Source organism: Nocardioides abyssi (assembly GCF_030412915.1).
GTDB classification, from domain to species: domain Bacteria; phylum Actinomycetota; class Actinomycetes; order Propionibacteriales; family Nocardioidaceae; genus Nocardioides; species Nocardioides abyssi.
On record NZ_JAUHJR010000002.1, the window covers coordinates 127,947 to 142,230 of the forward strand.

10 protein-coding genes are annotated in these 14,284 nt (G+C 73.6%); 8 read left to right on the forward strand and 2 right to left on the reverse strand.

Annotated features, from left to right (window positions below; translation table 11 throughout):
- Nucleotides 1-33: 33 nt before the first annotated feature.
- The 6 genes from QWY29_RS05705 to QWY29_RS05730 all read left to right on the forward strand — a co-directional run bounded on the left by QWY29_RS05705 (nucleotide 34) and on the right by QWY29_RS05730 (nucleotide 10,550).
- Complete coding sequence (locus QWY29_RS05705) at nucleotides 34-501, forward strand: hypothetical protein (protein WP_300959730.1); 468 nt, start codon at nucleotides 34-36, stop codon at nucleotides 499-501.
- Between the two features lie 50 nt (nucleotides 502-551).
- Nucleotides 552-1,343, forward strand: a complete 792-nt coding sequence (locus QWY29_RS05710) for an IclR family transcriptional regulator (RefSeq protein ID WP_300959731.1) — start codon at nucleotides 552-554, stop codon at nucleotides 1,341-1,343.
- 7 nt (nucleotides 1,344-1,350) lie between these two features.
- Nucleotides 1,351-2,295 carry a DMT family transporter gene (locus QWY29_RS05715; RefSeq protein ID WP_300959732.1) on the forward strand — a complete coding sequence of 315 codons (945 nt, stop codon included), beginning with the start codon at nucleotides 1,351-1,353 and terminating at the stop codon, nucleotides 2,293-2,295.
- A gap of 48 nt (nucleotides 2,296-2,343) precedes the next feature.
- Nucleotides 2,344-4,911 (forward strand): hypothetical protein, encoded by a 2,568-nt coding sequence (locus QWY29_RS05720; protein ID WP_300959733.1) that lies wholly within the window; start codon nucleotides 2,344-2,346, stop codon nucleotides 4,909-4,911.
- A gap of 162 nt (nucleotides 4,912-5,073) precedes the next feature.
- Entirely contained in the window at nucleotides 5,074-8,820 is a 3,747-nt protein-coding gene (locus QWY29_RS05725) for a heterodisulfide reductase-related iron-sulfur binding cluster (protein WP_300959734.1), read from the forward strand.
- 212 nt (nucleotides 8,821-9,032) lie between these two features.
- Nucleotides 9,033-10,550 carry an MFS transporter gene (locus QWY29_RS05730; RefSeq protein ID WP_300959735.1) on the forward strand — a complete coding sequence of 506 codons (1,518 nt, stop codon included), beginning with the start codon at nucleotides 9,033-9,035 and terminating at the stop codon, nucleotides 10,548-10,550.
- A 27-nt stretch (nucleotides 10,551-10,577) separates the two neighbouring features.
- Here QWY29_RS05730 and QWY29_RS05735 read toward each other — a convergent pair whose 3' ends face one another.
- Nucleotides 10,578-10,859 (reverse strand): hypothetical protein, encoded by a 282-nt coding sequence (locus QWY29_RS05735; RefSeq protein WP_300959736.1) that lies wholly within the window; start codon nucleotides 10,857-10,859, stop codon nucleotides 10,578-10,580.
- 26 nt (nucleotides 10,860-10,885) lie between these two features.
- Nucleotides 10,886-12,634 (reverse strand): sodium:solute symporter family protein, encoded by a 1,749-nt coding sequence (locus QWY29_RS05740; protein ID WP_300959737.1) that lies wholly within the window; start codon nucleotides 12,632-12,634, stop codon nucleotides 10,886-10,888.
- A 161-nt stretch (nucleotides 12,635-12,795) separates the two neighbouring features.
- Between QWY29_RS05740 and QWY29_RS05745 the strand changes: the two genes are divergently transcribed.
- Together QWY29_RS05745 and QWY29_RS05750 are read left to right on the forward strand one after the other, a co-directional pair.
- On the forward strand, nucleotides 12,796-13,344 hold the full coding sequence (locus tag QWY29_RS05745) for a toxin-antitoxin system HicB family antitoxin (protein WP_300959738.1): 549 nt from the start codon (nucleotides 12,796-12,798) through the stop codon (nucleotides 13,342-13,344).
- 83 nt (nucleotides 13,345-13,427) lie between these two features.
- Entirely contained in the window at nucleotides 13,428-14,267 is an 840-nt protein-coding gene (locus QWY29_RS05750; protein WP_300959739.1) for a DUF4097 family beta strand repeat-containing protein, read from the forward strand.
- Nucleotides 14,268-14,284 lie beyond the last annotated feature (17 nt).

Genomic DNA, 14,284 nt, shown 5'->3' on the forward strand with positions numbered 1-14,284 from the left:
ATGACCGGCGCCACAGCGGGGTACCGACCCCGCATGGACACCTGGATCTGGATCGTCGTCGCCGTCGTGCTGGTGGCCCTGCTCGTGGCCGCCCTCCTGGCGGCGATGCGCAGGAAGAAGCAGCGCGAGCAGCAGCACCGGCTGGAGGCCCAGCAGCTGCGCGAGCAGGCCGTCACCCACTCCTCGGGCCTCTCTCAGGCCGAGATCGAGGCACGCGAGGCCGAGGCCCGCGCCGAGCTGGCCCGCGCCCAGGCCGAGAAGGCCGAGCTCGACGCCCAGCACGCCCACACCGGGCTGGCCCACGAGCAGGCCCGCCAGGAGGACGTCCTGCGACAGGCCGACCGCCTCGACCCCGACGTGGACCACCGCTCCTCCGACTACACCCCGCAGTCGCCGACCCACGCGGGCCCCGCGACCGGCACGCAGCAGACCGGCGCGCACCCGCTCGACCCGACCACGCCGACCGACCCGAGCACCGGCACGCACCGCCGCGACGTCTGACCTGCGGGAACCTGCCGGTCCGCCGCCGGCACCGGCCCTAGGCTCCGGCCATGGGTCAGGTGCCGGCGGCGACGCGTGCGCTGCGGGTGCTCCGGTTCCTCGCGAGCCAGCCCGACCCGGTGCCGCTGGACCGCATCGTCCGCGCCTGCGAGCTGCCGCGCTCGACGGCGTACCACCTGCTCAACGCGATGATCGCCGAGGGCTTCGTCGTGCACCTCGCCGAGGAGCACCGCTACGGGCTCGGCGTCGCGGCGTTCGAGGTGGGCAGCGGCTACTCCCGGCAGGAGCCGCTCCAGCGGATCGCCCGCCGCCCGCTCGCCGCGCTCGTCGACCGCGTCGGCCACAGCGCCCACCTCGCGGTGCTGCACGGCCGTGACGTCCTCTACGTGCTCGAGGAGCGCGCGCCGGGCCGCCCGCCGCTCGTCACCGACGTCGGCGTCCGCCTGCCCGCAGCGCTGACCGCTAGCGGCCGGGCCCTGCTGTCCCGGCTCCCGGCCGCGCAGGTGCGGGCGCTGCACCCGTCGGCGGACGCGTTCGTCGACCGCCACGGCCGCGGCCCCCGCACGCTCAGCGCCCTGCGCGTGCTGCTCGTCGAGACCCGGCAGCGCGGCTGGGCGACCGAGGACGGCGAGGTCACCCCCGGGCTCGCCAGCGTCGCCGCCGCCGTCGTCGACCACAACGGCCACCCGATGGCCGGCGTCGCGGTCACCTACGAGAGCCCCGAGGACCCGGACGACCCCGGCAGCCGCAGCGACAGCAGCGCCGTGGACCAGGCCGCGCTCGCCGAGGAGGTACGCCGCACGGCGGCCCTGCTCACCCGGCGCCTCGGCGGCACCGCATGAGGCCCGCGTGAGGCCCGATCCCCGGGTCGGCCTGCTGCAGGTGGCGCTGGCCGGCGTCCTGTGGGGCACGGGCGGCCTCGGCGTGCAGGTCATTCGCGACCACGTGCCGATGTCGGTCGGCACGATCAGCGCCTGGCGGATGGGCATCGCGGCGGTGGTGCTGGTGGCGGCCGTGGTGACGCTGCGCTCCGGCGGCGCGCTGGCCCGCCTGCTCCGGGAGCGGCCGGGCCGGGTGGTGGCGGTGGGCTGCGGGACGGCGGCCTACCAGGCGCTCTACTTCGGGGCGGTCGTCTCGGTGGGGGTCACGGTGGCGACGGTGGTGAGCCTCGGCCTGGCGCCCGTGCTGCTCACGGCGGCCGAGGCGGTCCGCGACCGCCGCCGGCCGGGCGTGGACCGACTGCTCGTCCTGGTCGCGGCCCTCACCGGGCTGGCGCTGGTCAGCGTCTTCGCCGGCCACGGCGGGTCGACCGGGCCGCAACCGGTGCTCGGGGTGGTGCTGGCCGTGGCGTCGGGATCGGCGTACGCCGCGGCCACGGCCCTGGGCGAGCCGCTCGCCCGGGCGACCGGTCCGCTCACGCTGACCACCGCCACGACCACGGTCGGGTCGCTGGCGCTGGCACCGTTCCTGGTGGCCGACGCCCTGCGCGGCGACGTCGTGGTGACCACCGACCCCGTCGTGGTGGGCACGCTGCTCTACCTCGGCGTGCTGACGATGGCGCTCGCCTACGGCCTGCTCTACGCCGGGCTGCGGACAGCCGACGGCAGCGCGGCCGTGGTCGCGACGCTGCTCGAGCCGGTCACGGCGGCGGTCGTCGCCGCCGCGTTCCTCGGCGAGCGGATCGGGCCGGGCGGCGTGGCCGGGACGTTGCTGGTGCTCGCCGCGGTCGCCGGCCTGGGCCGCCGTAGCCCCGAGGCCGGTGGACCGTTGACCCCGGCAACAGAACCTGACTAGGTTCCACGTCCCAGCGCCCCGTGAGGGCCGACCCACCAGGGGAGCCGCATGCCCGTCCTCGGCACGCCGTCCGACCGAGCCGCCGCGGGCCGTCCGCGCCGGGCCAGCACCGGGAGGCTCGCCGTCGCCGGGCTGACCGCCGCCGGCCTCGTCGCCGCCGCGTTCATCCTGCCCGGGGCCGCCGGCCTGCGCGGGGGGTCGCTGGAGCAGCAGCTCTCGCAGGCGACCGCGGCGAAGGTCGCGATGGACGAGTCGAAGAACGCCATCTCCCGCGCGGTCGAGACCGGCGCCGACACCGCCGACCCGACCAGCGCCGCTGACGCGAGGCCCGCGCCGCCGCCCACCGCGCCACCGGCGTCGTCTCCCACACCAGCGCCGCGCTGCTCCACGGCTGGTCGGTCGCCACCGCGCCGGACCGGCCGCACGTCACCGTCCCGCGCGGCCGCCGACCCGGGCGCCCGGCGCGCGGCGGCGTACGTCGAGTCCGAGCGGGCCCTGCCGGACCCGAGGCTGCGCCGCGCGGCGGTCATGCCGCCGCGTCGCCGCACCCCGCAGGACCGCTACGCGATGGCCAACGGCTGCTACTCGTTGGCCGGCCGCCCGACGTACTTCAAGCCGACCGACCTCGGCACCTACCTGCTCTACGCCAAGGACCGCACCTTCGTCGCCGCCGGCGGCGGGCGCGCGGCCCGCCCGTCCGCGGCCACGGTCTGGACGGCGCGGAAGAAGGGCAGCCGGTTCACCTTCACCAACGGCTCCGGCCCGCTCCGGATCGGCTCGGCGTCGAGCTTCGCGCTCACCCGCACCAGCGGCTGCAGCGCCTACCCGGAGTCGCAGATCGACGTCGCGGGCGGGCCGCACGCCGGCGTGACACCGTTCCAGGAGGTGCGCGGGTACGTCGACGCGCACACCCATGGCATGGCCTTCGAGTTCCTCGGCGGGCAGGCGCACTGCGGGCGCCCGTGGCACGAGTACGGCGCGCCGTACGCCCTCGTCGACTGCCCCGACCACACCGTCACCGGCGGGTACGGCGGCGTGCTGGAGTCCGTGCTGAGCGGCACGCCCAACCACGACCCGGTCGGCTGGCCGACCTTCCAGGACTGGCCGGCGCCCAACTCGCTGACCCACGAGGGCACCTACTACCGCTGGCTGGAGCGCGCCTGGCGCGGCGGGCAGCGGCTGTTCGTCAACCTGCTGGTGGAGAACAACCAGCTCTGCCAGCTCTACCCGCTCAAGCGGAACTCCTGCGACGACATGGACTCCGTTCGGCTGCAGGCCAAGCAGATGTACCGCCTGCAGGACTACGTCGACGCGCAGTTCGGCGGCCCCGGCAAGGGCTTCTACCGGATCGTGAAGAACCCGTGGCAGGCGCGGAAGGTGATCAACGCCGGCAAGATGGCGGTGGTCATGGGCATCGAGACCTCGGTGCCGTTCGGCTGCACGATGAAGCTCGGCATCCCGGCCTGCAACGCCGCCGACATCGACCGCCAGATCGCCGAGGTGCACCGGATGGGCGTGCGCCAGATGGAGCTGGTCAACAAGTTCGACAACGCGCTGTCCGGCGTGGCCGGCGACGCCGGGGCCATCGGCCCGGTCGTCAACGTCGCGAACTTCCTCGAGACCGGCACGTTCTGGGACATGCGGCACTGCGAGCCGGCCGACGGCGAGTCGCACGACAACAACCAGCTCGCGCTCCCCGACATCACCGCCGGCGTGCAGGACGCGCTCTTCGGCGCGATCGCCTCGCTGGGCCTGCCGACCGTGCCGCTGCCGCTCTACCCGCCGCCGGACCACTGCAACAACCGCGGCCTGAGCACCCTCGGCGAGCACACCATCCGGACGCTGGCGAAGAAGAAGATCCTCTTCGACCCCGACCACATGAGCGTCAAGGCCCGTCGCCAGGCGATGGACCAGATCGAGGAGATGGGCTACCCGGGCGTCATGTCGAGCCACTCCTGGTCGACGCCGGACACCTACCCGCGGATCTACCAGGCGGGCGGCTTCATCGCGCCGTACGCCGGCGACTCGACCGGCTTCGTCGAGAAGTGGCGCCGCCACGTCGGCTGGGCCGACCGGCGCTACTACTGGGGCCTGGGCTTCGGCGCCGACATCAACGGGCTCGGCGCCCAGGGCGCGCCGCGCGGGGCGAACGTGAAGAACAAGGTGACCTACCCCTTCCGCGGCCTGGGCGGGGTGACGGTGAAGAAGCAGCGCGCCGGCAAGCGGGTCTTCGACATCAACGTCGACGGTGTCGCGCAGTACGGCCTCTACCCCGACTGGGTCGAGGACCTGCGCAAGGTCGCCGGCAAGGACGGCGCGGACATCGTCGACGACATGGCGCGCGGTGCCGAGGCCTACCTGCAGACATGGGAGCGGGCGTACGGCGCGCGGCCGGACTCGTGCCGCAACCCCGGGCTGCGCAAGCAGCTGTCGGCGGTCAAGCGGCTGGTCCGCCCGGGCATGACCACGACGGCCGTCATCCGCAAGGTCGGCCAGCCCTACCAGCGGCTCGGCACGACGTACCGCTTCTGCGCCAAGGCCCCCGGCACGTCGAAGGTCGTGGTGCGGGTGGACTTCTCCCGGAAGGGCACCGTGACCGGCGTGCGCCGCCTCTGACGGGGTGACGGACGCCCGTCCCCGCCGGCCGGTGGGGCCGGACGGAAGTTACCGATAGGTAGGATGCATGTCACGGCTCGGGGGCGGTGACGTCCCCGAGCGGGGCACCTAGGCTCGCGGACGCGTCCGCGCCAGCGGGCGGGCACCACTACGAGGAGCAGCATGCAGATCTTCGCCATCGTCGTGTCACTCGCCGTCACCGCCGTGGCGGTGGCGATGACCGCGATCGCCGTCCGGAGCATGGTCCGCACGCTGCGGATCGGTGGTCCCGCGATGAACCGGTCCGAGCAGCCGGGCCGCCGCACGTGGACCATGGTCAAGGAGAGCCTGGGCCACACCCGGATGCTCCAGTGGACCTTCGTCGGCGCGATGCACTGGTTCGTGTACGCCGGGTTCATCGTGCTCAGCGGCGCGGTCGCGACGGGCTACTTCCAACTGTTCGAGCCCGACTTCGCACTTCCGTTCATCGGCCACTTCTTCCTCTACGAGTGGGTCAGCGAGGGCCTCGGCCTGCTGAGCACCGTCGGCATCGTGGCGCTGATCATCTACCGCCAGGTCAACCACCCCCGGCGCAAGGGTCGCAAGAGCCGCTTCTACGGCTCGAACTTCTGGCAGGCCTACTTCGTCGAGGCGATGGCGCTCCTCGAGGGCTCCGCGATCCTCTTCATCCGCGGCGCGGAGTACAACCTCGGCAAGATCGACAGCGACCACCCCGAGGACTTCGACCGCTTCCACTTCCCGCTGAGCTCGGTCGTCGGCGACGCGATCTTCCCGACCGGTGCCGGCTCCGAGAGCACGCTCGAGACCATCATCGTGGTCATCGCGATGATCAAGATCCTGCTCGCGATGGCCTGGCTGATGGTGATCGCCAGCAACCTGACGATGGGTGTCGCCTGGCACCGGTTCACCGCCTGGCCCAACATCTGGTTCAAGCGCGAGCCCACCGGCCGCACCGCGCTGGGCGCCGTCAAGCCGCTCACCAACAACGGCGAGCGGGTCAGCCTCGACGACATCGACGACCTCGACGAGGACGCCTCGCTCGGCGTCGGCTCGATCGAGGACTTCAGCTGGAAGAACATCCTCGACTTCACCACGTGCACCGAGTGCGGCCGCTGCCAGTCGCAGTGCCCCGCCTGGAACACCGAGAAGCCGCTGTCGCCCAAGCTGCTGATCACCGCGCTCCGCGACCACACCTACGCCAAGGCGCCGTACTCCCAGGCCGGCGGCGAGGGCAGCGACGCCGCGACCGCGCTGCTGGAGAAGGACGAGATGCTCGCCCGCGAGGCCGAGCGCCCGCTGGTCGGCGACACCGGCGACGACTGGTTCTACATGCCCGACAGCGGCGCCGCGGTCATCGACTCCGAGGTGCTGTGGAACTGCACCAGCTGCGGCGCGTGCGTCCAGCAGTGCCCCGTCGACATCGAGCACGTCGACCACATCATCGACATGCGCCGCTACCAGGTGCTCGTCGAGTCGAACTTCCCCGCCGAGCTCAACGGCCTCTTCAAGGGCCTGGAGAACAAGGGCAACCCCTGGAACATGTCGCCGAACGCGCGCATGGACTGGGCCAAGGGCCTGGACTTCGACGTCAAGGTCGTCGGCGAGGACATCGAGTCCCTCGAGGAGGTCGACTGGCTGTTCTGGGTCGGCTGCGCCGGCGCCTACGAGGACCGCCAGAAGAAGACCACCCGCGCCGTCGCCGAGCTGCTCGACATGGCCGGCGTCTCCTTCGGCGTCCTGGGCAACGGCGAGACCTGCTCGGGCGACCCGGCCCGCCGCGCCGGCAACGAGTTCGTCTTCCAGGGCCTGGCCCAGCAGAACGTGGAGACGTTCCAGGAGTACAAGGTCAAGAAGGCCGTCACCACCTGCGCCCACTGCTTCAACACGCTCAAGAACGAGTACAAGGAGTTCGGCATCGAGCTGGAGGTGGTCCACCACACCCAGCTGCTGAACCGCCTGGTCCGCGAGGGCAAGCTGACGCCGGTCAACACCGGCGAGGGCGCGCACAAGCGCTCGATCACCTACCACGACCCCTGCTACATCGGCCGCCACAACGGCGTCTACTCCCCGCCGCGGGAGCTGCTCCAGGTCCTGCCGGGCGCGGAGTACGTCGAGATGGAGCGCAACTCCGAGAAGTCCTTCTGCTGCGGCGCCGGTGGCGCGCGCATGTGGATGGAGGAGAACACCGGCGAGCGGATCAACCTCAACCGCACCAAGGAGGCCGTCGGCACCGGCGCCGACCAGATCGCGGTCGGCTGCCCGTTCTGCCGCGTGATGCTCTCCGACGGCCTCACCGCCCAGCAGTCCAAGGGCGAGGCCCGCGAGGAGGTCGAGGTCCTGGACGTCGCGCAGATGCTGCTCGCCTCGGTCAAGGGCGAGGTCGCCACGAAGATCAAGCCGGGCGGCGCCGCGCCGTCGGCCAAGGCCGCCCCGTCGGAGGACGTCAAGGCCGAGCCGGAGCAGGGTGACGACACCCAGGCCTCCGACGACGTCGTGACCGACACCGCCGACGCCGGCCCGCTGGCCAAGGCCTCGGGCGGGTCGTCGCTCTTCGACACCGACGCCCCTGACGCCGCCTCCGGCGACCAGGCCGCCTCCGCCTCGACCGACTCCTCGCCCGCCGAGGAGGCCGACGCGGCTGCGAAGGCCGGCTCGGGTTCGGGATCCGGCTCGGGCGACGCGGGCTCCGGCTCGGGTGGCGGGTCCTCGCTCTTCGACCTCGGCGGCGACGACGCCGGTGCCGACGAGCCGGCCGCCAAGGCCGCGCCCGCAGCAGAGGAGGCGGCCGAGCCCGAGGCCGCCCCGAAGGCCGAGGCGAAGACGGAGGCGAAGGCGGACTCCGACCTCGGCTCCGGCGGGTCGCTGTTCGACCTCGGTGGCGGCGACGAGCCGGCCGCCCAGGCCGAGCCTGCGGCGAAGGCGGAGCCCGAGGCTCCGGCCGAGCCGGCCGCGAAGTCCGAGGCCGCACCGGCCGCGCAGGAGACCGACCTGGGCTCCGGCGGGTCGCTGTTCGACATCGCCGCCGAGGAGCCGGCCCCGGCCGCTCCGAAGGCGGAGGAGCCGAAGGCCGAGCAGCCGAAGGCCGCCGAGCCCGAGGAGCCCCAGGCCGAGGAGCCGAAGGCCGAGCAGCCCGCGGCGAAGCAGGCCGAGCCGGCCCCGACGATGAACGAGACCGACCTCTCCGGCGGCGGCTCGCTCTTCGACATCGAGGCCCCCGCGGCCCCGGAGCCGACGGCGGCGCCCGAGGCCGCGGCCGAGCCCGAGCCCGAGGTGCAGCCGGAGGCAGAGGCCGCGTCGGAGGAGGACGAGGTCGTCGAGTCCTCGCCGGCTCCGGAGTCGGCGGACACCACCGCCGAGGAGGTCGTCGAGACCGAGACCGCCACGCCGGCGGCGGAGTCCCCGAAGGCCGCTGCCGCACCGTCGACCTCGATCCCGGAGGGCGGGTCGCTCTTCGACATCGCCGCACCCGAGGCCGTCGCCCAGCCGGAGAAGCGTCCGGAGCGGGCGCCCGCCGCGTCCAGCACCGAGGCGCCGGCAGCGGACCAGGGCGAGACCGGGACCACGGCCGAGCCGGCCACCCCGGCCGACGCCCCGACCGGCGAGGAGGTCAGCGCGGCAGCCACGGCGATCGCGAGCGACGACCCCGCCCCGGAGCCCGAGGCTGCGGCCGAGGCACCCGCCGAGGTCGAGGCCGACGTCGAGGAGGAGTCCCGGACCGAGGACGAGGCGCCCGCCGCGGAGCAGGCCGAGGCCGAGACCGAGGCGGAGGTCGAGACCGAGGAGCCGGCTGCGGAGCCGACTGACGAGGAGCCCGCGGAGGAGAAGCCGAAGCCGACCTCGAGCGGCGCGGCGAACCAGCCGCGGACCGACGTGGAGATCTCCGAGGGCGGCTCGCTCTTCGACCTCTGACCCACCCGCCGGCCCACCGGACCGGCACCAGCACGACCGACGGGGTCGTGTGCCCCACGACGCGGCGTACCGCGTCCGCAGGCACACGACCCCGTCGTCGTACCCGCGGCTGGTCCGCGACCCGGGCCCGGTAGGTTCGGCGCCGCCGACGAGTCCGGGGAGGGACAGCGATCAGCACGCCCACGCACACCGAGGTCGGCCCGACCGTCGAGGTGACCCCCGCCCGCCGCTGGGCCTCGCTCGCCGTCCTGTCCGCGAGCCTGCTCGTCGTGACGATGGACCTGACGGTCCTCAACGTCGCGCTGCCGGAGCTCGCCGCCGACCTGCGCCCGTCGGCGACCGAGCAGCTGTGGATCGTCGACAGCTACTCGCTCGTGCTGGCCGGCCTGCTGATCCCGATGAGCGCGCTCGCGGACCGCTGGGGCCGCAAGCGGCTGCTGCTGCTCGGGTTCGTCGTCTTCGGCGCGGCCTCGGCGGTCGTGGTGCTCGCCGACTCCCCGTGGCAGGTCGTCGCGACCCGGTCGCTGCTCGGCGCCGGCGGCGCGATGATCATGCCGACCACGCTGTCGCTGCTGCGCTCGGTCTTCACCGACCCGGCCGAGCGGGCGACCGCACTGGGGGTCTGGGCAGCGGTCTCCGCGCTCGGCGCAGCGATCGGCCCCATCGCGGGCGGGCTGCTGCTGGAGCACTTCAGCTGGCACGCGGCGTTCCTCGTCAACGTCCCGCTCATGGTCGCCGCCGTCGTCGCCGGCGCCCTGATCCTGCCCGAGGCCCGGGCCGCGAGCGCCGCACCGTGGGACCTGCCGTCGGTCGGCCTGTCGATCGTCGGCATGGTCGGGCTGGTGTGGGCGGTCAAGCGCTTCGCCGATGAGGAGACGTTCGCCGACGCGCTCGGCTGGGCCGCGCTGGTGGGCGCCCTGCTCCTGCTGGCGACGTTCGTGCGCCGCTGCCTGGACCGCGCCGAGCCGCTGCTCGACGTGCGGCTGTTCGGCCGGCGGCCGTTCACCGCCGGGGTCGTCGCGGCGCTGATGGCGATGTTCGCGATGGCGGCGATCCTGCTGCTGCTCGCGCAGTGGCTCCAGCTTGTGGAGGGCCACTCACCGCTCGAGGCCGGGGTGCGGCTGCTGCCGCTGGCCGGCGGCGGCCTGGTCGCCTCCCTGCTGGCCTCGCCGCTCGCGACGCTGGTCGGGGCCCGGGCCGTGCTGGCCTGCGGCCTCGGGATCGCCGGCGTCGGCGCGCTGCTGCTGCCGGTGCTGCCCGGCGACCTCGGCTACCCGACGGTCGCGGTCGCGATGGCGTTGGTGGGCGCGGGTGCCGGCTCGCTGGCGATCGGCTCGGCGATGATCATGGCCGGGACGCCGCCCGACAAGGCGGGCAGCGCGGCGGCGATCGAGGAGACGGCGTACGACCTCGGCAGCGTGCTCGGCGTCGCCGTGCTCGGCAGCGTCGCCTCGGTCGTCTACCGCGACCACCTGGCGACCGGCCCGCTCGTCGCCGCCGGCCTGCCCGCGGAGGCGGCCCGGGCTGCGGAGGACTCCCTCGGCGGCGCGGTCGACGTCGCGGCCACCGTCGGCGCGCCCGCGCCCGCGCTCGCCGACCAGGCGGCCGCCGCGTTCACCGACGCCCTCGTCGACACCTCGCTCGTCGCCGGGCTCGTCATGGTCGCCGTGGCGGTCGTCGTGTGGCTGACCGCCCCCCGCGGCCTCGACATCACCCAGCAGCAGCACTGATCCGCGGTCGGTCCGCGGGGCGCGGCCTCAGCCGGCGGCGTCCTCGGAGTGGTCCGCCGCACCGTCGGGGACGTACGTCGGCCGCAGCGCGGCCCACGCGATGAAGGCCAGCCCCACGACGAGCATCGCGAGGCCCGCCCACAGGTTGGCGTTGGTGCCGCCGGTCTTCTCGGTCTCGGCGTCGCCGAGCAGGCCCACCAGCGTGAGGATCACGCCGTAGGTGGCGAGCAGGCCGCCGATGATGTTGCGGATGTCGAGCACGCCCGCGCGGTGGCGACGCTGCGGGGCTCGGACGGGGGCAGTGGGCACGGGAACTCCTCGGGTGAGGGCGGGGGTCAGAACAGCACGTTGAGGACGACGACCATCGCGAGCGCGACGCCGGCCAGCGGGAGGGTACGGCGGTACCACGGGTAGGTGGCCTCGTCGGCGTCCACGAGGTCCTCGCGCGGGGTCTCGGAGTAGACCAGGCCCTTGAGCTCCTCGACCGGCTTCGGCTTGGTCACCAGCGACACGACGACGCTGAGCACGATGTCGACCACGAAAGCCGCACCGGCCGCGAGGAACGCCGCGCCCTGGCCGCCGACGGGGATGACGCCGGTGCTCAGCGAGCCGAAGGCGTCCTCGCTGAGGAACGCGACCGCGACGGCGCTGAGCGTGCCGGAGACCAGACCGACCCAGCCGGCCGTGGCGGTCATCCGCTTCCAGAACATGCCGAGGATGAAGGTCGCGAAGAGCGGGGCGTTGAAGAACCCGAACAGCGTCTGGAGGTAGTCCATGATGTTCGAGAAGTTCGTGGCGAGGTACGCCGTGCCGACCGCGATCACGGTCGCGCCGACCGTGGCCAGCCGGCCGATCTTCAGGTAGTAGTCGTCGTCGCGCTCCTTGACGACGTACCGCTGCCACAGGTCGTAGCTGAAGACGGTGTTGAACGCGGAGATGTTGGCCGCCATGCCGGCCATGAACGCCGCCAGCAGGCCGGCGATCGCGACGCCGAGCAGGCCGTTGGGCAGCAGGTCGCGCATCAGGTAGAGCAGCGAGTCGTTGTAGGTGACCGTGCCGCCCGTCCCGCCCTCGACCGCCTCGCCGGCCTTGGTGTCGGCGATCTCGGAGACGAGGACCGCGGCGATCATGCCGGGCAGGATCGTGATGAACGGGACGAACATCTTCGGGAAGGCGCCGATGATCGGCGTCTTGCGCGCCGAGGAGATCGAGTCGGTGGCCATCGCGCGCTGGACCTCGACGAAGTTCGTGGTCCAGTAGCCGAAGGACAGCACGAAGCCGAGGCCGAAGACGATGCCGACCACCGAGAGCAGGTCGGAGTCGAAGCCGGAGAGCGCGTTGCCGGGCCAGGAGTTGAGCTGCTGCGCGGCGGTCGCGGTCTCGGGGTTGTCGGCCGCAGCCTCGGTGATCTTGTCCTTCAGCCCGCCCCAGCCGCCGACCCGGTCGAGGCCGATCAGCGTCAGCGGCAGCAGCGCGGCCACGATGACGAAGAACTGAAGAACCTCGTTGTAGATCGCGGCGCTCAGGCCACCGAGGGTGATGTAGGAGAGCACCACGACGGCGGCCACCAGCAGCGCGACGAGCAGCGGCCAGCCGAGCAGCGCCTGGATGATCGTCCCGAGCAGGTAGAGGTTGATGCCGGCGATGAGCAGCTGGGCGATCGCGAAGGAGAACGAGTTGACCAGGTGCGCGCCGGTGCCGAACCGGCGGTACATGAACTCCGGGACCGACCGCACCTTCGAGCCGTAGTAGAACGGCATCATCACGACGCCGAGGAACAGCATCGCCGGGATCGCGCCGACCCAGAAGTAGTGCACCGTCGGCAGGCCGAACTCCGCGCCCGAGGCCGACATGCCCATGATCTCGACCGCGCCCAGGTTGGCCGCGATGAACGCCAGGCCGGTCACCCACGCGGGCAGCGACCGGCCGGAGAGGAAGAAGTCGACGGAGTCGGAGACCTGGCGGCGGGCCATCACGCCGATGCCGAGGACGACGGCGAAGTAGAGGCCGACGATGAGGTAGTCGACGGCTCTCGCGTCGATGAGGGTGTCGCTCGCGAGGACGGTCGGTGCCCAGCTGGCCATGGACGGCCTTTCGTGACGGCGGTGCGGGGAACGGCCGTCGCCCGCTCACCGAGAGTGACGGCCGTCTGGGCCGTTGCCCGGAAGGTAGCGACGGCAAACCGCACCGGTCGTGACATCACCACCCCTTGACGTGACGTCACGATGACGTCATCGTGGTGCACATGGACATCACGCCGTACGTCGAGTCGCTGCGTCGCGACCTGCTCGCCGCCGCCGAGCCGGCCGGCCCGGAGGCGCGCCAGGCCGCCGAGCGGCTGGCCTTCGCCCTCGACCCGGCCGCGCGGCTGGCGATGATGGAGGCCGTCTCGCAGGCGGCAGCGGAGATCACCGCGGAGATGCCGGCCGGTGGCGTGGACGTGCGCCTGAGCGGGCGTGAGCTCGACTTCGTCGTCGACGCCGTCCCGGTGCCGCCGGCCGCGCCCGCACCTCCTGCTCCCCCGGCGCCGCCCGGCCCCGACGGCGAGGGCGAGCCGGAGGACGACGCGGTCGCCCGGATCACGCTCCGGCTGCCCGAGTCGGTCAAGGCCCGGGCCGAGGAGCTCGCCGCCCGGTCCGGGCAGTCGCTCAACACCTGGCTGGTCGGCGTCGTGCGCGGCGCCACCCGCGAGGGCGCGATCAGCGTCGACATCGACCTCTCCAGCATCCCCTTCCTCGGCGGCGGCGACCCGCTCGGCCGCCGCGGCAACCGACGCCTCAACGGCTGGCTGTAGCCGCCCCGACCCATCCCACTGCCCGACCTCGGGACCGGCGACCGGCCGGCCCCGCGGTCGACCACACCCTCGAGGAGCACCCCGTGGACGCACCCCGCACCACCGAGCACCGCCATCCCGCACCCGGCCCCGTCGACCTCTTCGTGGAGGTCACCGAGGGCGCGGTGCGGGTCGCCGCCACCGCCACCGGCGAGACTTCCCTGCGGATCACCGGGGCGGACGCCGACGCCGTGCACGTCGAGCTCGGCACCGAGCAGGTCTCGGTCGTCGGCCCGCGCCGCCGGGCCGGCTTCCTCCCCGGCGACCGGGCGCTCGTCGTCGAGGTCGAGGTCCCCGCCGGCAGCCGCGTCGTCGTGCGCACCGGCAGCGCGGACGTCACGCTCACCGGCCGGGTCGGCCGCGCCCAGCTGCGCACCGGCTCCGGCGACGTACGCGTCGCGGAGCTCGGTGGCCCGGCGACCGTCGAGACCGGCTCGGGCCGGATCGAGGTCGGACGGGCCGACGAGGAGCTCCGGGTCAAGAGCGGCTCGGGCGACGTCCGCGTCGGGCACGCCGGCGCCGCCCTCGCGGTCTCGACCGGCTCCGGCTCGGTCGCGGTCGACAGCAACGACGGACCCGTCGCGGTGAAGACCGGCTCCGGCGACCTCGTCGTCACCGAGGCCCGCACCGACGTCTCGCTCGCCACCGGCAGCGGCGACCTGCGGATCGGCTCCGCGCTGCGCGGCCGGATGACCGCCAAGGGCGCCTCCGGGGACGTCCACGTCGGCGTCCGCAGCGGTACGCCGGTGTGGGCCGACGTCTCCTCCGTCACCGGCTCGGTGCGCTCGGAGGTACCGAGCACCGGCGCGCCCGAGGACGGCCAGGACCACGTCGAGGTCCGCGCCCGGACCGTCAGCGGCGACGTCGTGCTGACCCCGGCCTGACCCACCAGCACCTGCCC